The sequence below is a fragment of the Agriterribacter sp. genome, assembly GCF_035444585.1.
In the GTDB taxonomy this organism is placed as follows: Bacteria; Bacteroidota; Bacteroidia; order Chitinophagales; family Chitinophagaceae; genus Agriterribacter.
The window spans coordinates 1-17,533 of sequence record NZ_DAOMOZ010000092.1 but is presented as its reverse complement, the minus strand read 5'-3'; the positions used below and the strand labels follow the sequence as shown (position 1 = coordinate 17,533).

Annotated in this window: 17 protein-coding genes; 11 read left to right on the top strand and 6 right to left on the bottom strand. The window is 42.5% G+C overall.

The genetic code is table 11. The annotated features are described in order from the left end of the window. Positions 1 to 661, bottom strand: a 661-nt coding sequence (locus PLH26_RS11460) for an MATE family efflux transporter (protein WP_324586156.1), incomplete at its 3' end; no start/stop codon positions are given. Between the two features lie 323 nt (positions 662 to 984). Between PLH26_RS11460 and PLH26_RS11455 the strand changes: the two genes are divergently transcribed. Together PLH26_RS11455 and PLH26_RS11450 are read left to right on the top strand one after the other, a co-directional pair. Beyond that, a complete protein-coding gene (locus PLH26_RS11455) occupies positions 985 to 2,205 on the top strand; it encodes an MFS transporter (protein ID WP_324586155.1) in 1,221 nt (406 codons plus the stop codon). Between the two features lie 170 nt (positions 2,206 to 2,375). Beyond that, a complete protein-coding gene (locus PLH26_RS11450; RefSeq protein ID WP_324586154.1) occupies positions 2,376 to 3,569 on the top strand; it encodes a Gfo/Idh/MocA family protein in 1,194 nt (397 codons plus the stop codon). 77 nt (positions 3,570 to 3,646) lie between these two features. Here the strand turns inward: PLH26_RS11450 and PLH26_RS11445 are convergent, their stop codons facing one another. Together PLH26_RS11445 and PLH26_RS11440 are read right to left on the bottom strand one after the other, a co-directional pair. Next, positions 3,647 to 4,969 carry an aspartate kinase gene (locus PLH26_RS11445; RefSeq protein WP_324586153.1) on the bottom strand — a complete coding sequence of 441 codons (1,323 nt, stop codon included), beginning with the start codon at positions 4,967 to 4,969 and terminating at the stop codon, positions 3,647 to 3,649. 379 nt (positions 4,970 to 5,348) lie between these two features. Then, entirely contained in the window at positions 5,349 to 5,774 is a 426-nt protein-coding gene (locus PLH26_RS11440) for a single-stranded DNA-binding protein (protein ID WP_324586152.1), read from the bottom strand. Between the two features lie 226 nt (positions 5,775 to 6,000). On the opposite strand from PLH26_RS11440, the gene PLH26_RS11435 reads away from it, so the two are divergent. The 9 genes from PLH26_RS11435 (at position 6,001) to PLH26_RS11395 (ending at position 14,528) form a co-directional block, all read left to right on the top strand. Continuing rightward, a complete protein-coding gene (locus tag PLH26_RS11435; protein ID WP_324586151.1) occupies positions 6,001 to 6,531 on the top strand; it encodes a YceI family protein in 531 nt (176 codons plus the stop codon). Between the two features lie 235 nt (positions 6,532 to 6,766). Then, a complete protein-coding gene (locus tag PLH26_RS11430; RefSeq protein ID WP_324586150.1) occupies positions 6,767 to 7,267 on the top strand; it encodes a GtrA family protein in 501 nt (166 codons plus the stop codon). Positions 7,268 to 7,863: 596 nt separating this feature from the next. Beyond that, on the top strand, positions 7,864 to 8,364 hold the full coding sequence (locus PLH26_RS11425) for a hypothetical protein (RefSeq protein WP_324586149.1): 501 nt from the start codon (positions 7,864 to 7,866) through the stop codon (positions 8,362 to 8,364). Positions 8,365 to 8,456: 92 nt separating this feature from the next. Then, positions 8,457 to 9,104 (top strand): hypothetical protein, encoded by a 648-nt coding sequence (locus PLH26_RS11420; protein ID WP_324586148.1) that lies wholly within the window; start codon positions 8,457 to 8,459, stop codon positions 9,102 to 9,104. Further along, entirely contained in the window at positions 9,071 to 9,889 is an 819-nt protein-coding gene (locus PLH26_RS11415; protein ID WP_324586147.1) for a sensor histidine kinase, read from the top strand. The genes PLH26_RS11420 and PLH26_RS11415 overlap by 34 nt, the downstream gene beginning before the upstream one ends. 6 nt (positions 9,890 to 9,895) lie before the next feature. After that, a complete protein-coding gene (locus tag PLH26_RS11410; RefSeq protein WP_324586146.1) occupies positions 9,896 to 10,555 on the top strand; it encodes a response regulator transcription factor in 660 nt (219 codons plus the stop codon). A 156-nt stretch (positions 10,556 to 10,711) separates the two neighbouring features. Continuing rightward, the gene (gene dnaK, locus PLH26_RS11405; protein ID WP_324586145.1) at positions 10,712 to 12,625 is read left to right on the top strand and encodes a molecular chaperone DnaK; all 1,914 of its coding nucleotides are present in this window, start codon (positions 10,712 to 10,714) and stop codon (positions 12,623 to 12,625) included. 161 nt (positions 12,626 to 12,786) lie between these two features. Further along, a complete protein-coding gene (locus tag PLH26_RS11400; RefSeq protein ID WP_324586144.1) occupies positions 12,787 to 13,986 on the top strand; it encodes a cytochrome-c peroxidase in 1,200 nt (399 codons plus the stop codon). Between the two features lie 35 nt (positions 13,987 to 14,021). After that, entirely contained in the window at positions 14,022 to 14,528 is a 507-nt protein-coding gene (locus PLH26_RS11395; protein WP_324586143.1) for a metallophosphoesterase family protein, read from the top strand. A gap of 11 nt (positions 14,529 to 14,539) precedes the next feature. Here the strand turns inward: PLH26_RS11395 and PLH26_RS11390 are convergent, their stop codons facing one another. The 3 genes from PLH26_RS11390 to rbp all read right to left on the bottom strand — a co-directional run bounded on the left by PLH26_RS11390 (position 14,540) and on the right by rbp (position 17,449). Further along, the gene (locus PLH26_RS11390) at positions 14,540 to 15,394 is read right to left on the bottom strand and encodes a universal stress protein (RefSeq protein ID WP_324586142.1); all 855 of its coding nucleotides are present in this window, start codon (positions 15,392 to 15,394) and stop codon (positions 14,540 to 14,542) included. 49 nt (positions 15,395 to 15,443) lie between these two features. Continuing rightward, entirely contained in the window at positions 15,444 to 16,820 is a 1,377-nt protein-coding gene (locus PLH26_RS11385; RefSeq protein ID WP_324586141.1) for a glycosyltransferase, read from the bottom strand. 248 nt (positions 16,821 to 17,068) lie between these two features. Then, a complete protein-coding gene (gene rbp / locus PLH26_RS11380) occupies positions 17,069 to 17,449 on the bottom strand; it encodes an RNA-binding regulator (RefSeq protein ID WP_324586140.1) in 381 nt (126 codons plus the stop codon). Positions 17,450 to 17,533: the final 84 nt, after the last annotated feature.

Sequence of the window (17,533 nt, the reverse complement as noted above, 5' to 3'; positions counted from 1 at the left end):
CTATAGCGGCGCCGGTTAGCCCGAGGGCGGGAACAGGACCCCATCCCCGTATGAGCAAAGGGCACAAAATAATATTGCAGATATTGGCCAGCCACAAGCTCTTCATGGCTATCATCGGGTTGCCTGCCCCCCTGAATATGCCATTGATCAGGAAAAGCAGCATGATCACCAAGCTCCCGCCCATGATGATGCGCGTATAAGTTGTGCCTTCCGCTATCGCTGCTTCCTCTGCGCCCATCATGCGCAGGATGTCTGCGGCAAATATTACGCCCGGCACACTTATTACAACGGTTATGGCAATGGATAATACAATAGATTGACCGGCTGCGCGGGAAGCGCCCGGTTTGTTCTTTTCACCGATGCGCCTTGCCACCATAGCGCTTGCTGCCATACTGATGCCCATAGCCAGCGAATACACAATGGTAATTACGGATTCGGTTAACCCCACAGTTGAAGTGGCATGTTTGCCCAAATGACTTACAAAAAATATATCTACAACTGCAAATACACTTTCCATGCTCATTTCAAGCATCATAGGAATAGCCAGTAATATTACAGCTTTTCGTATACTCCCGGTGGTGTAGTCCTGCTCCTGGCCGTTTACCGCTTCTTTTATTAAGGCCAGGGCAGAAACCTGCCGCCTGTTGCCTGTTTCAGTCATAATAATGAATTGGATGCTAAAAAATTCTATGATTAAAGTAGAGCCATCTAACCCCGGGAGGCATGATAAGAGGAGCTTGCTGTATGAAGGGGCTTCCCGGAGCCCGATTACATTTTCATAATGCGTTCAATTGAAGGGATGTAAAAATAATCATTCGGTTTGGATTTCAAAACTTGTATCATGCCGCTTATCAAAAAATCATTCTTTTTTTTAGTGCGGGCAATCAATCTTTTTGTAATTTCCTTTTTTTGAATGGATATGTTTATTCCGGGCACAAACAGTGCCGGGAAGGAGAGTTTGGATCAAATTATCAAATTTTTATTATGAATGCCAAAGTGCGGGTTCAGCTGTCGCTAATGATGTTCTTTGAATTTTTTGTATGGGGAGCATGGTATAGCGCCATAGCGGTGTATATGTCGTCGAATGGCATGAAAACCTTAACACATTGGCCTTTTACCGTAAATGCCATAGCTGCAATTGTTGCTCCTTTTTTTGTAGGACTTATAGCTGATCGCTATTTTGCTACGCAAAAGGTATTGGGCACGCTGCATATACTGGGGGCACTTTTTATGTTCATTACGCCTTCTTTAACGCATAATCCGTTGTTGTTTATTTTATCGCTGCTGGCTTATAACATTTGTTATATGCCAACCATGAGCCTCGCCAATACACTGGCTTTTCATCAAATGACGCAGCAGGAAAAGCAGTTCCCGTCTATCAGGGTGTTTGGTACCATTGGCTGGATCGCAGCGGGCTTAACCATCAGCTTTATACTGGTTGGATTTGTGCAGCAGGATCTGAAGCCCGAAGCCACGGCACTTCCATTGTACCTTACGGCTGGCAGCAGTCTTTTACTGGGCATATATAGTTTCTCGCTGCCGCATACACCGCCGCCTGCGGCAGGTAAAAAAGTAAGCGCGCGAACCATCATTGGGGTAGATGCATTTAAGAAACTGGGCAGCCGTTCTTTTTACGTTTTTTTGATCAGTTCACTACTGATATGCATTCCTCTGGCCGTATACTATAATTATACGCAGTTGTTCCTTGAAAATTCTGAGTTTCAAAATATTGCTGCCACACAAACCATAGGACAGGCTTCCGAAATGGTATTTATGCTTTTGATGCCGTTGTTTTTCAGAAGACTTGGCGTAAAATGGATGCTTGCCGTGGGTATGCTGGCCTGGGTTTTGCGATACGCTCTTTTTGCCGCCGCAGCGCCTGAAACCACTACCTGGATGATAATGGCCGGCATTGCCCTGCATGGCATATGCTATGATTTCTTTTTTGTGACCGGACAAATCTATATGGATAAAAAAGCAAGCATTGAAATAAGGGCACAGGCACAGGGGCTGATGATATTTATAACCTACGGTGTTGGAATGCTTATAGGCACCCAAATTGCAGGAGAGCTGTACAATAGCTTCCTTGAAGACGGTGTCTCTCTTTCGTTATTGCAGTGGCAACACTTTTGGTGGATACCGGCGGCTTTTGCGGGTGGGGTTTTATTGTTTTTTATAGCGGCATTTAATGAAAAAATCAAATAGTGAGTGGTGAGTAGTGAGTGGTGAATGGTGAGTGGTGAATGCCCGCCCGGCTGAACGCCGTTCGGACGGGGTGAATAGTGAAGGTGAGTGTCCTGTGTCAACTGCCATTACTTACTACTTAGCACTTACTACTTACCACTGATTAATCACATCTTTAAACCAATAATATTATGCAAAAAATTGCTATGCTCGGTTCCGGTTTTATCGGAAGGTTTTATGCAGACTCGCTGCAGGGCTATCGTAACAAAGACAAAATTGTAAGCATTTATTCCCGTCGTGAAGAAAGCGCTAAAAAATTTGCACAGGACTATAATGTTCAGCACTGGACAACCAGTATGGAGGAATCAATCGCCCGGCCCGAAGTTGATGTAGTATGTATTTCTTTGCCCAATAACCTGCACGAGGAAGCGGTGCTGCTTTGTTGTAAACATAAAAAGGCAGTGATCACCACCAAGCCCCTGGGCCGCAACGCGCAGGAAGCAAAACGTATGCTGGAAGCCGTGGAAAAAGCCGGGATCTTTAATGGTTACCTTGAAGATCTTGTGTATACGCCAAAATTCATTAAAGCGCATGAAAGTGTTAAGAACGGGGCATTGGGGCGAATACTGTGGGCCAAGTCGAGGGAAACGCATCCCGGCCCGCACAGCAACTGGTTCTGGGATATAGAGCAGGCAGGAGGCGGATGTATACTGGACCTGGGTTGTCATTGCGTGGAAATTACCCGGAGCTATATTGGAAAGGATATTAAACCGGTGGAGGTAATGTGTTGGGCCGATACGCAGGTAAAGCCCATTGATGCAGAAGATCATGGCATAGCTTTGATCAAATACGAAAACGGCGCTATTGCACAGTTTGAAGTGAGTTGGACATTCCGTGGCGGCCTTGATCTTCGTGATGAAGTAATGGGAACGGAAGGAACCATCTGGACAAACAGCTTTTTGCGTACAGGTTTTGAAATGTTTACCACCGGCAAAGGCGCCGACTATGTAGCTGAAAAAGCAGAGAGCAACAGCGGGTGGTTATTCCCGGTAGGAGATGAACTCAATGAACTGGGGTATAACCATATGTTCATGGATATGTTCAATTCCCTGGAGCAGGGTACAGATCCTAAAGAAACTTTTTATGACGGATACGTGGTGAATTGTATTTTAGATGCTGCTTACCGTTCGGCCAAAACCAAATTGTGGGAACCTGTACAATTGGAAATATGGCGGGGCAAAACAGGTGTAACGAAAGACAGCCATTTGGTAGAATATGATAAAGATCATTACCTCGTAAAAGAAGAAATGACCCATTACGGCGCAAAAAAACTGATACTCAAGGAAAAGAAATCAGGTAAAATAATAGAAAGGGTTTTGGAATAATACGCATCATGTCCGCATATAATAAACGGCTTCCGGATTGGGAGCCGTTTGTATTTAATGATTATTGCGCAAAATGATCATTCCAGCCCGAACACCCCTTTATTGAGCGATTGCAGGGTTTGGTTTTTATAGGCAGAGGGAACCAGTACCGAAACATTGTGGCTGCTTCCGCCGTAGCTTACCATACGAACCGGTACCTCCGACAGGGAATCAAATAGCTTGCTTAATACATGCGGCGTTTGCGCTATCTGGTTACCTACAATGGAAACAATCGTTTGATCCTTATCTATTACCACTGTACCAAATGGCTCCAGCTCTTTTGATATCTGTGCAAGATGAGCATCATTATCTATGGTAACCGATACGGCAACTTCCGACGTGGTAACCATATCAATCGGGGTTTTATATTTTTCGAATACCTCAAATATTTTCCTTAAAAATCCATATGCGAGCAGCATGCGGCTGCTTTTAATTTTAATGGCAATGATACCGTCTTTTGCAGCTACTGCTTTTACACCTACCGATCCCGCTTCCTGCATAATAGTGGTACCCGGCGCGTCGGGTTGCATGGTATTGAGAAGCTTTACGGGAACTTTTTCCTGCTGGGCAGGCCAGATACAGGTGGGGTGCAGGATCTTAGCGCCAAAATAGGCCAGCTCCGCCGCTTCATCGAAGCTCAGCTGCACTATTGGTTTTGTTTTATTTACAATGCGGGGGTCACTGTTCTGCATGCCATCGATGTCGGTCCATATTTCGCATACGGTGGCATTAACGGCAGCGGCTATTAAAGAGGCAGTATAATCGCTTCCGCCGCGCTTCAGGTTATCTACTTCTCCTTTTGAATTGCGACAGATATAACCCTGGGTCACAAATAATTTCGTGGTCGGGTGCTGCTGAAGAACGCGGTTGAGTTTAACCCGGATCGCATCAAAATAAGGTTCATCGTTTGTATCAATCTGCATAAAATCCAGGGCCGGCAGTAATGCATGATCAATGTTGTTTTCCTCAAGGTATATGCTGAATAATTTTGTGCTCATCAATTCTCCCTGGGCCAGTATATCTTTGTTCAGCGCTTCGTTAAAAGATATTTTGAGAATGATATTCAAAAAATCAAAGTGCTCCGTAAGAATGGCTTCTCCTTTTTTGAGGGTAGCTTCTTTTTTCAACAGATCTTTAATAAAAACCTGATAATGCGCTTCCAGCGTATCTATTATTTCTTTGGCGTGCTGCTTATCGCCTTTAGACAATGACTCACCAATGGTAACCAATGCATTGGTGGTTCCGCTTAACGCGCTAAGTACTACGATCTTTGGTTCATTGTCCGATGTGATCAGTTTCGCTACCTGCTGCATCCTTTCCGGCTTGCCTACGGAGGTGCCGCCAAACTTCATGATTTTCATGATCTGCCCTTATTTTTTTATTTAGCGTGCAAAGATAATGGGAAATATAAAGCACTAAGAACCCCTGCAAGAAGAAACAAACAAAAAACCATAGACATTAAAGATCCGGAGATGCGGTCGGCACCCAAGGCAGGAGGGTCAGCACCGCATCTGAACGCAAAGTACCGGGAGATGAATAACAAGAACCAAATCACAAGGACAAATCCGAAGAATACAACAAACAAAAAACCATAAACTCCAATTCCGAAATGATGTGCAATCGTAAACGATGGTCCGGGCTATAAGGCAATATCCCCTGATAGCTGACACCTCAATAAACAAAAAGGTGAAACATGTAAGCGCTTGCTTGTTCATGTTTCACCGGTTAGAATTAAAATGATCAAAAGGGCAGGTCATCTACTGCTGTAGGAACCTCCCCGGAAGATGCTGCCTGGTTGGAAACAGGCTCATTATAGGCATTGCCGGCGCTTCCGCTTGTTTCATTGCGGTTGGCACTGCCCAAAAGCTGAACCGACAGTACACGCATGGTAAGCGAGGCACCTGCGGTTCCATCATTCCGCGTAAAATTCCTTACTTCCGGTGTGCCTTCTGCATATACCTGTGTGCCTTTCTTTAGATAAGGTGCAATACCGGTTTTATCGGTCCAGTAAGCACATTCTACCCATGTTGTTTTTTCTTTTTGCTGACCCGAGGAGTCGCGGAACTTTTCGGTATGAGCAACGCTGAAATTGATAACGGATTTACCGTTTACCGAGTTGGTAATACAATCTTTACCTAAATTTCCAATTACTTGCAACTTGATCATAGCATTCGCTTTTATGGTTAATTATACAAGATAATCATTTTTGTCCTTCCGCACTGTATAAAGAATGCAGATTGAATGTTGAAGATAAACTATCTTTGTGCCGTCAATCTGTCAGCTATAAGAATGGCATATTTGTTGTCATTTAATGTTTAAACATCAAGCTCTGTGGCGAAGATGTATCGTGACCGGAATTTAAAAGACAAGTAAACAATTAAATTTAAATATTATGGCTGTTACAAAATGGGCACTGGACCCGGCTCATACTGAAGTGACCTTTAAAGTAAGACACCTGATGATCACAAATGTGACGGGAAGTTTTAAAAAGTTTAATTCGGAAGCCGAAACCGGCGACGATGACTTTAGCAAAGCCAAAGTGATTTTTACTGTAGAAACGGCTTCTGTTACAACAGATAACGACCAAAGAGATGCACACCTGAAAAGCGATGATTTTTTTAATGCTGAAAAGTATCCCCGGATTAGGTTCGAATCAACAGGTCTGAAGAAAAAAGGCGATAACGAATATGAGCTGGAAGGCAATCTTACGATCCGTGATGTAACCAAAGCTGTAAAATTAAATGTGGAAGCCGGCGGGATAGTGGTAGACGCGTATGGGCAAACGAAGGCAGGCTTTTCCGTGTCGGGCAAGATAAACCGTAAGGATTTTGGACTGAACTGGAGCGGGGTAACTGAGGCCGGTGGCATAGTGGTGAGTGATGAAGTGAGAATGGTCGTTGAAGCACAATACATTAAGCAGTAAGGGTTTATAACCGTAACGCCCACCTGTGCAGCAACCGTTGTTATAAACGCGGGTTTTTGGGGTGGGGTTACAGCCCGGATGCTACATTGTTTTAATTATCCCGGGCCAAAAGCCAGGACATTTGCAAGGGGAACGGGTATGCTTTTTTAATGATTTCAGGTGATTGGGAATTTAGCAGCCGGGTGGGGTTTTTTGGTTAATTTTATACCCGCCAGTTAAGAATAATAGAAGTGTTTTGAAGAAATTTATCATTGCCGTTCTCGACTTTTTTTATGTTCCCTTCCAAAAGCTAATAGATAGGCAAACCTTCCGGTATATTGCCTGTGGCGGCGGTAATACTGTGCTGGATATCGTGATTTATTTTGTTGCCTACAATTTTATTCTCCAAAAACAAATCGTTCATACACCGCTTATTAGTATCAGCCCGTATATTGCTGCATTTATCATATCATTCCTGATAACTTTTCCTACCGGTTTTTTTTTAATGAGGAACGTTGTGTTTACGGGCTCTTCCTTGAGAGGAAGGGTACAATTGTTCAGGTATTTTATGCTCGTAGTGATATGTGTGTTCCTGAACTATGTCTTCATAAAACTATTTGTAGAAGTATTCCATTTTTACCCAACCATAGCCAAAATATGTACTACGGCTATTGTAATTTCATTCAGTTATCTGACACAACGGAATTTTACGTTTAAGATATCGCAGAAGGTTAAAGTAGGGCAGAAAACGGAATAAAATACTTAAGCCGTCATCTTTTACTTTTTTCGGGGTAAAAGAGAAAATAAGGAGCGGAGGTTTTGCTTGGCTTATTTATTTGTACCCCGGCCTAAGTAAATTATTCCTTAGAATAGGTTTAGTCACAGGAAGTTGGTGTTAGGATAGCAACAGCCAGAACAGAAAAAAGGATAAGGTTTATTTATAGAATTGCATAAATGCGGTCTGGGTTTTTATTCTTTTGGCTTGATTTTAACTAATATTGAAGAATTATACAAACTGATTGTACAATTCAATCTTAAACAAGCCGCGTTAAATATCTAAAAAATATGAAACATTTGATATGAATTTTAAACGGTATTTTGCTACCGTTTTTTAACGGTATCTTTGCTACCGTTTTTTAGCGGTATTTTGCTACCGTTTTTTAACGGTATTTTTTCCTATAATAAGCGGTTTTTTTAACCGGGAATTATCATTTGTTATTGGCTCTCTTAACGATATAAATAATTTTAATTTGTAATTGATTGAATTGCACATATTTGTAGGTGTGTTTGTATTTCTTCTTCTGGTAGCTTTACTGTGAATTAATTATTCATTCACTTTAAACCATTTAAATCATGCTTACAATTGAGAAGAAATCACTAAAAGTTGGAAAGTACGTTAGTACAGAACATGTAGACACCGTAATCCGCACCTACAAACAGGAAAGATGGGCACACAATTCGGAACGCCTTGGAAAGGAAGATTCATTGAGTGTTTGGTACAGCATTGAAGAATTGGAAGAATTTATTTCACGCTCCAAATCTCACGGGGGCGATGGTATTAAATTCTATTTTTCGGCTTACCCCGAAAACTTTGCCGAACGTCCTGAATTTGCCGGTCGCCAAACGCTTGTGCTGGTAGCTACCAAAACAAAAGAACTGGAAACAGGCGTTACCAATAAGGATATCTATATTAAGGGTGAAGACGGCCCGCAAATCCTGGCTTACAATTCCGGAAGCATTTGCCCTCCCGTTTGCGGAAAACCACCAAAACCAGGCGATATCGCAGGTGACGACTGGGGTGGCATTGGCGTTACGATCGTAGACAGGGGAGAACAGGGACTGACAGTTATATAGATATATTAACATGTATCACTTAATTAAACCCCTTTAACAAAAGGGGTTTTTCTTTTATATTTTTTCAACGCTGCCAGTTACCTTGCAGCAAAATGAACTGGAATATTTATATATGGCTTATTTTGCTGGGAAGTATTACTGGGGCATTGGTATATTTTAAGAAAGGAACACCGGTCTTTCTGAAGGCTTTCCCGGTCTATCTGTTAACAACGTTTATAATTGAATTCATCGGGGGGTGGCGAAGCGATGAAGGTTTAATAACCGTAACGCTTTACAATGTATTTACTACCATTGAATTTGTTTTTTATTTCTGGATGCTTCGCTATATGATCAGCAACCGGCTTGCGAAAAGGGTTTTGCTTCACAGCTTATGGCTTTACCCGGTACTGGTGATCTTAAACAAGCTTTTTCTGCAGAAAGGGCCGCAGTTTCATACCATTACAGTTTGTCTGGGTTGTTTACTGGTGGTAATGGCCGCTATAATTTATTTCTTTGAGTTGTTCCAGCTAAACAAACCGGTTAACCTTATCCGTGAGCCTTCCTTTTGGATATGTTCGGGATTGTTGTTTTTTTACGCCTGCACTTTCCCTTTGTATGCACTTATCAATTTCTTCCAGGATCCTTCCAACATTATCGTTAAAAACATAGCCTTCATTTTCGCCATCGTGAATATTTTGTTATATTCATCCTTTATCATAGCCTCATTATGCAGGATCAGAATCAGGAAATCCTTTTCTTAGTTGTTATAGGTGGGCTGCTGGCCCTGTTACTGGTGGGGTTTATTGTTACCATTCTTTTTTTATACCAGCGCAAACAATACCGGCAGGAGCAGGAACTGGCAAGAGTAAAAGAAGAATATGACCAGGAAGTGCTGAAATCGCAGTTGGAGATCCAGGAAACTACCTTAAAGTCCATAGCCCAGGAGCTGCACGACAACATCGGGCAGGTACTGTCGGTTGTAAAATTGTCTTTAGCCGTTTTGCCGATCGAAAAAGAACACCAGGCTTATGCACCTCTTCAACACATACGGGAAGTACTGAACAAGGCTGTTTATGACCTTGCCGACCTTACCAAGAGTTTACATACCGACCGTATAGCCCAGATCGGATTGGTAGAGTCTATCCGCTTTGACCTGGAAACGCTCCGCAAAACGGGGTTGATGAAAGTTAACCTGGATGTTCATGGGGAAGAATATCGCCTGGGTGAGCAAAAGGAAATTTTTATTTTTCGTATTTTTCAGGAGTTGGTTAACAATATTCTGAAACATGCCAAAGCTACTGAGATAGCGATCTCACTGGATTACTTATCTGAGGAGGCTTTTGCTTTTTCAGTAAGGGACAATGGAGTGGGATTTGATATGCAGGAAAAAAAGAATTCACTTTCTCCGTTAAACGGTGTTGGGTTAAAAAGCATGCGCAACAGGGCTAAACTGATAGGAGCTGCTATGCTGTTTACTTCAGAGCCTGGAAAAGGTACCTTTGTGCAGATGGAATTGCCGTTACTCAGGAACAAGGAAAATGATTAATCAGTTATGTCCAACAGCATAAAAAAAATACAGGTAGCGGTAGTAGACGATCACACCCTTTTACGCAATGCATTAGCCAAGCTTATTGATTCGTTTGAAAGCTTCTCTGTATTTTTTGAGGCGCAAAACGGGGAGGAACTGAAAGAAAAATTGCAAAAAAAGTGTATTCCTGAAATAATACTGCTTGATGTAAATATGCCCGGTATGGACGGATTCGAAACAGCAGAATGGCTGTTTAAAAATTATCCTCAGATCAGGATCCTGGCTTTGTCTATGTTCAGCGATGAAAACACCATAATACGTATGCTGAAACTGGGGGCTAAAGGCTATATTATGAAGACGGCTGAGCCGGAAGAGCTTCATCTTGCATTAAAATCGGTTATGCAGAAAAATTTTTATCTCTCGGAATATATTACCGGGAAAATAGTAGGGGGACTCAATAAAAATATGGATCAATCCGATGAGCACGCAGTCCTTACCGATAAAGAAATGGAATTTTTAAAGCTCACCTGTTCCGAATTGTCGTATAGAGAAATTGCCGAAAAAATGTTTGTTGGTATACGCCGCGTAGAAGATTACCGCAATGCATTGTTTGAAAAGCTGAAGATCCGGTCGAGGGTTGGATTGGTGATGTATGCCATAAAAAACGGGATATTCGAAATATAGATATATCCTTACCATATCTTTCACGCCTGTTGAGTAAATGCAGAATTGCACATTTAAAGAGAGAAAGAGACTGCCATTTTTTCATTTTATGGTTGATGGCATAATGCTTGCCTGTTAACTCATGACTTTTAACATTTAAAAGGAGGACCTAATAATATGGGAAAAATAATAGGAATAGATTTGGGTACAACCAATAGCTGCGTTGCCGTTATGGAAGGCAATGAACCTGTGGTTATAGCTAATGATGAAGGCCGCCGTACCACGCCTTCTGTTATTGCTTTTATGAAAAACGGAGAACGCAAAGTGGGCGATCCGGCTAAACGGCAGGCAATTACCAACCCTGTTAATACCATAATGTCGGTTAAACGATTTATGGGGCGCCGGTACGATGAAGTAGGAGAAGAAATTAAGCATTGGAGTTATAAAGTAGTAAAAGGTGACAATAATACTGTTCGGATAGACATAGATGGCAGATTATATACACCCCAGGAAATTTCTGCAATGACACTGCAGAAAATGAAAAAAACGGCCGAGGATTATTTAGGACAGGAAGTAAGTGAAGCAGTTATTACGGTTCCGGCTTATTTTAATGATTCTCAGCGGCAGGCAACCAAAGAGGCAGGAGAAATTGCGGGATTAAATGTTCGCCGTATTGTAAACGAACCCACCGCTGCCGCCCTGGCTTACGGATTAGATAAAAAGCATAAAGATGAAAAAATAGCAGTGTTCGACCTGGGTGGCGGTACTTTCGATATCTCCATTCTGGAATTGGGAGATGGCGTGTTTGAGGTAAAATCTACAAACGGAGACACTCACCTGGGAGGCGATGACTTTGATAAAGTAGTTATAGACTGGTTAGCCGATGAGTTTAAGAAAGACGAGAATATTGATCTGAGGAAGGATCCCATGGCTTTACAGCGTTTAAAGGAAGCGTCTGAAAAAGCTAAAGTTGAATTGTCTTCTTCCAGTGAAACGGAGATAAACCTCCCTTACATTACTGCTGCAGATGGCGTTCCCAAACACCTGGTAAAAAAACTGAGCAGGGCCAAATTTGAGCAGTTAGCAGATAATTTACTCGAAAGATGCCTGAAGCCATGTGAGCAGGCGTTGAAAGATGCCGGCTTAAATACCAGTCAGATAGATGAAGTGATACTGGTAGGAGGAAGTACGCGTATCCCCAAAGTTCAGGAAATTGTTGAAAAATTTTTCGGTAAGAAGCCAAATAAAGGAGTAAATCCTGATGAAGTTGTAGCGCTGGGCGCAGCCATTCAGGGGGCAGTATTGACCGGTGAGGTAAAAGATGTATTGTTGCTGGATGTTACCCCGCTTTCGCTGGGCATTGAAACGATGGGTGGCGTAATGACACGCCTGATTGACTCCAATACCACGATCCCTACAAAAAAATCGGAAGTGTTTTCAACCGCCTCCGATAACCAGCCCGGTGTGCAGATTCATGTACTGCAGGGCGAAAGGCCGATGGCTTCCCAGAATAAGAGCCTGGGTATGTTTAATCTTGATGGTATACCGCCGGCCCCTCGCGGTGTTCCGCAGGTTGAAGTAATATTTGACATTGATGCCAACGGTATTTTAAATGTTACAGCAAAGGATAAAGGAACCGGCAAGGAGCAAAATATACGCATTGAGGCAGGTAGCGGATTGAGTAAAGAAGAAGTAGAACGAATGAAAGCCGAAGCCAAAGCCAATGAATCTTCGGATAGAGAAGCGCATGAAAAGGTGGAGAAAGTGAACCAGGCCGATAGCCTTATCTTTCAAACAGAAAAGCAACTGAAGGAATTCGGCGATAAGATCCCCGCAGATAAAAAGGGACCTATAGAATCAGGACTCAATAAACTGAAAGACGCACATAAGCAGCAGGATATTGCGGGCATTGACACAGCCATGGCTGAATTGAATACAGCCTGGACAGCAGCCTCGGAAGAGATATACAAAGCTCAGCAGCAAACAGGATCAACCGCTTCCGCTAATAATGGAGCAACCCAGCATGAACAGCAAAATGCTCAGCCTGATGGCGACAATGTAACCGACGCCGAATTTGAAGAAGTAAAATAAATGTTTCCTAAATTAAAAAAAAACCTCTGAATTTCAGGGGTTTTTTTATTGTACCTGCATAAGATCCAATACAATAAATGTTTTAAGCCGCTTTTTTAAAGAATAGAGGATATATTTGTCCTTTATTATAAGTAGCTTTATAATTTAAATTATCCGAACTGGTGCAGCGCAATATCATTTTTATTATTCTGGTGGCTATTGGGTTGGGTGTATTGTTTATACAAAGCTGCACGCAGCGCGATGAAGAAAATAAAATTGTGCCTGTACCCAGAGAAAAGCCGGCCGATCTGGGAACTATATCTGCGTTGCCACTAACATATACAGCACCCGAAAACAATCCTGTGACCGAAGAAAAAATTGAGCTCGGCCGTTTGCTTTTTTATGACCCTATCCTTTCGGGGAACAAAGATGTTTCCTGTGCTTCCTGCCATCATCCGGAATTTGGTTATGCTGAAAGCCTTGAGCTGCCTATCGGAGTGAATGGAAAGGGCTTTGGGTCTGCACGGCATTTTGTTCAGCCTAACGATATTCCCTTTTCAAAAAGAAATGCTCCTGCTTTGGTAAATACTGCATTTAACGGTATTGATGTAAATGGCGATTATAAGCCTGAAGAAGCGCCTATGTTTTGGGATTCAAGAGTGAAAAGTTTGGAAATGCAGGCATTACAACCTATCAAGCAGTTGGAGGAAATGCGGGGCCGGAATATTGGAGAACACGATGTTTTGCAAATAGTTATAAAAAGATTAAGGGCTATTCCTGAATACAGGCAGCTATTTAAGGCAGCTTTCAATGAGGAGGAATCCATAACTGAAACGAACCTGGGGAAGGCATTGGCCAGCTTCCAGCGTTCTTTGGTAGCCAATAACTCCAGGTTTGATGAATTTATGCGCGGTAATGCCAGTGCATTAACCCAGTCGGAAAAAAATGGGATGCAACTGTTCATGGAATCGGGATGTGCCCGGTGCCATAACGGACCTATGCTTTCCGATTTTAAGCCCCATGTATTGGGTGTAGCCGACAATGAAAAACTGGGAATAATTGATTCCGGGGTTAACAACAGCTTTGCTTTTCGTACACCAACCTTGAGGAATTTACGATTTTCGGCGCCCTATATGCACAGTGGCAAATTAAAAACACTGGAACAGGTATTGACTTTTTATGAAGATCTGCACGGCAAGCCGTTGCCCAATACAAATATTAAAAAGGAACTACTGGATACCCTTGCTATTCAAACCCGGGTAGCATTCAAAAATATACCCCGTATTGTAGAATTTTTGAATACGCTCAATGACGACAAGTACGACAGGAAAATACCGGATGCGGTACCCAGCGGGCTGAGCGTTGGTGGTAATATTAAATAATGCCTCCTACATTTACGGAATAATTTATTGCCCGGATGACAAAAATTGGTTTAATATCCGATACCCATGGATACCTGGATGAAAATGTTTTCAGGCATTTTGAGCATTGTGATGAAATATGGCACGCGGGCGATTTTGGCGGTTTTGCCGTTGCAGATGCGCTCAAAGCCTTTAAGCCGCTAAAAGCTGTGTATGGCAATATAGATTCGAACGATATAAGAAGCATTTACCCCGAAAAGCTTCATTTTGTAACGGAACAGGCAGGTGTTTTTATGCAGCATATCGGTGGTTACCCCGGAAGATATGCACCCGGAGTAAAGAAGGAGATCATAAACAACCAGCCGGCATTATTCATCAGCGGTCATTCGCATATTTTAAAAATAATATACGATGATCAGCTCAATTGTCTGCATATTAACCCCGGGGCTGCGGGCAGGCAGGGATGGCATAAGGTAAGAACGATAGTACGGCTGGTAATTGATGGCAATTCAATGAAGGATTGCGAGGTGATTGAGCTGGGAAAGAACAGCAGCAGGCTGTAATGTAATGATGGCTATGCCTGTTCGGTAGTTTTATCAAACGTTAATACCGGGATTTTTGAAGCGTACGACAATAATTTATTGGTGATCCTGTTCCATAAGCCCGGCAGGCGAGATTCTTTGATTGACTGCCCGAGAATAAGATCTGCGTTGATCCGTTTCGAAAAATCAAGTGTGCTCTTGGCAAGGTTCTTTCCTTCCAGCAAAAAACATTGAACCGGTATGGTAGAAACGCTTTGCACCAGTTCGAGTGTTTTATCTGCTATATTTTTTCCATTGCTCAAATGACTTCTCAATGAAACCAGGTAAACGGTTGATCTGAAAGAGCGCGCAAGCATTGTGGCCAGTTTGATCCGTTCTACCGGGATATCATTGTACAGGGGTAATACGATCTTTTTGAAATGGCTTACCAGGCCGCCGGACCTGACAGCCAGAATGGGGATATTGGTCTTGCGGGCCAACATGCTGATAGAAATAGAAGAAATGATGCGTTGCAACAGGTTGAATTTAGACAGCCCTAATACCACCATGTCCATATTGTACAACTCAATGTATTGCCTGAGTTGCTCCTGCGGCTGTCCCTGTAACAGGCTGATCTCAATTTCTCCTTCTCCGCACAATTGATTTTTATATGCTGCCTTAAGGCGGGTAAGCTTTTCGCGGCATGCCTGCATGTTAATGTGGGATGCGTAAGGTGTGAACCGGCTGGCATCTATCGGAAAAAAAGGAAAAACCGGCTTAAATACAACATGCACCAGGTGAATATTGCAATTAAAGTTATTGGCCATCTCTATGGCTTTGGCTATAGCCCATTTGTTTTTGGCTGTAAAATCAACCGGAACCAGGATATTGTACAGTTTGTTTTGCATAGAAAAGGTTTTTTTGGTTAATAAAAGTTTTCATTCGGATATGATATGATCATGCTATATCAAGCAGGGGTTTAAAGGATTTTTCCTTTATGGAAATATAGGCAATTTTTTCCAGTAATTCATCCCCTGTGCAAAAAGCAACCCCCTTGCCGGCATGTGCCATAATACACCGGTCGTCCCGGTCGTCGCCTACCACAATGCAGTTCCGGAGCGATACATTGTATTTATCGCATGCGTATTGCAACGCATTGGTTTTACAATAGGAATGCCCGCAAATGCTTTCGGGCGAAGCAAAGAAGTAAGAGGGCATATTTACTTCGCCGGTTGCCCTGCCTTCATAGATATCAAGCTGGTTGGCGTATGCAAAATCGCCGCCGATATTTTGACGTACATAATTTGCGATCAGCAGATAACTATGGCTGATGATACCAACCAGGTATTCTTTTTCTTTTAATGCCTGTACTACAGTCTGTATGTCTTTTACCATTTCAATGCGCGAAACGATATTCAGCAGGTCATCCATTGTTTTCCCTTTCAGCAGTAAGCCGATTCGCTTGGTTAAGATAATGGGATCTTTTTCATTGAACCTCAGGTCTTCCAATTCACGGTTGAAGCCAAAAGCAACCGCGCACTCATCAATAAAACGGCCGTTAAAAACGGTATCATCCAGGTCAAAAACGATGAGCTTATGGTATTTGGAAAGATTTTCCTTTAGGGTATTGTGCATTTCCCGCTGGATGGTTTCTATAGAAGATATTTCTTCCTCCGGCAGATTAAATTCCGATTGGGGCTGTGCTTTGGCAATGATGGCGCGCGACACTTCTTTACTCATTTTTCCAAGGCTTTCCCAGGGTTTGCTGTTGTTTTCTATATAACCAATATTCACTTCCCTGATCCTTGCTTTCATCAGGTACATATCTATAAGAATGCCTATATCTACACCGTAATCATTAAAAAAATCAATTCTCCTAAAAAAATTTTTGCGGCCTGCGATCATTCCGCTCAATGGTTGTGAGAAGCCCGACAACCCGGGATAATATATATTAAGCAATGGTTTGGCAACCAGTTCCGTTACCCGGCCGGCGTTCCTGGCAAAGGTAGCTTTTACAAAATCTGCTTCATCCTCAATTAAGGGAGCAGCAAGGAGGTTAATGGTGTCGGGAGGATAGGGGTCAATATCGCCGTCGAGGAAGAGCAGTATTGCATTACGGGACAATTGGATACCTTCTTTCATAGATATTCCTTTGCCCCGTATTTTGCTATTGATGATTTTAGCTCCCGCTGCCAGGGCAGCCGAAGCCGTTCCGTCCTCCGAATTATCATCTACCACAATAACTTCGCTTACGAGCGAGTTTTCAAGGCAGAAACGCACAATATTGCCGATCGTTTTTGCTTCATTTAGTGTTGGTATGATGACGGTAACCATTAAATTTTTCTTTGTTTTATTGTTGTTTAAAGTAAAATATAAACCACCGGGCACGCCAGGCAAGTTACTCAACAGCAATGTAAATCAAAAGGCATACCCCAAAATACGGGTTTCTTATTATTTTACATGTGTCAAAACAGCTTGTAAGTGTAAATCCCGGGTATTGCAGCCGGGCTTAGCTTTAAATTGATGTAAAATAAAAAATCCCGAAGTTTTCGGGATTTTAAAATAAGATGAACAGTTAATTATCAGTATTCGTTATTGTAATCTCTTTTGTTATAGCCACCACGGTCGCGATCACGGTACCCGCCGCCACCTTTGTTGTAGCCGCCACCGCCGCCACCAAAGCTTCTCTTTTTAAAACCGCCGCCACCACCTGGCTTGGCTGGTCTTTCCTGAGCTTCATTGATAACGATTTTTCTTCCCATGATCTCCTTGTCGTACAGGCTGCTGAGTGCATTCTGGGCTTCCGTATCGTTTTCCATTTCTACAAATCCAAATCCTTTGCTTCTTCCGGTTTCGCGGTCTTTAACAATTTTGATGGAACTAACGGTACCATACTGTTCAAATAGATTTCTAAGGTCGTCCTCTGTCATTGTCCAGGAGAGGTTGCCTACGTACAGGTTCATTGTAACTTAAATTTAAATAGTGAAAATTGAAAATAGTAATGAAAACTTAGTCGCTACAATGATCTGACAACCGGAGGTTAGCCG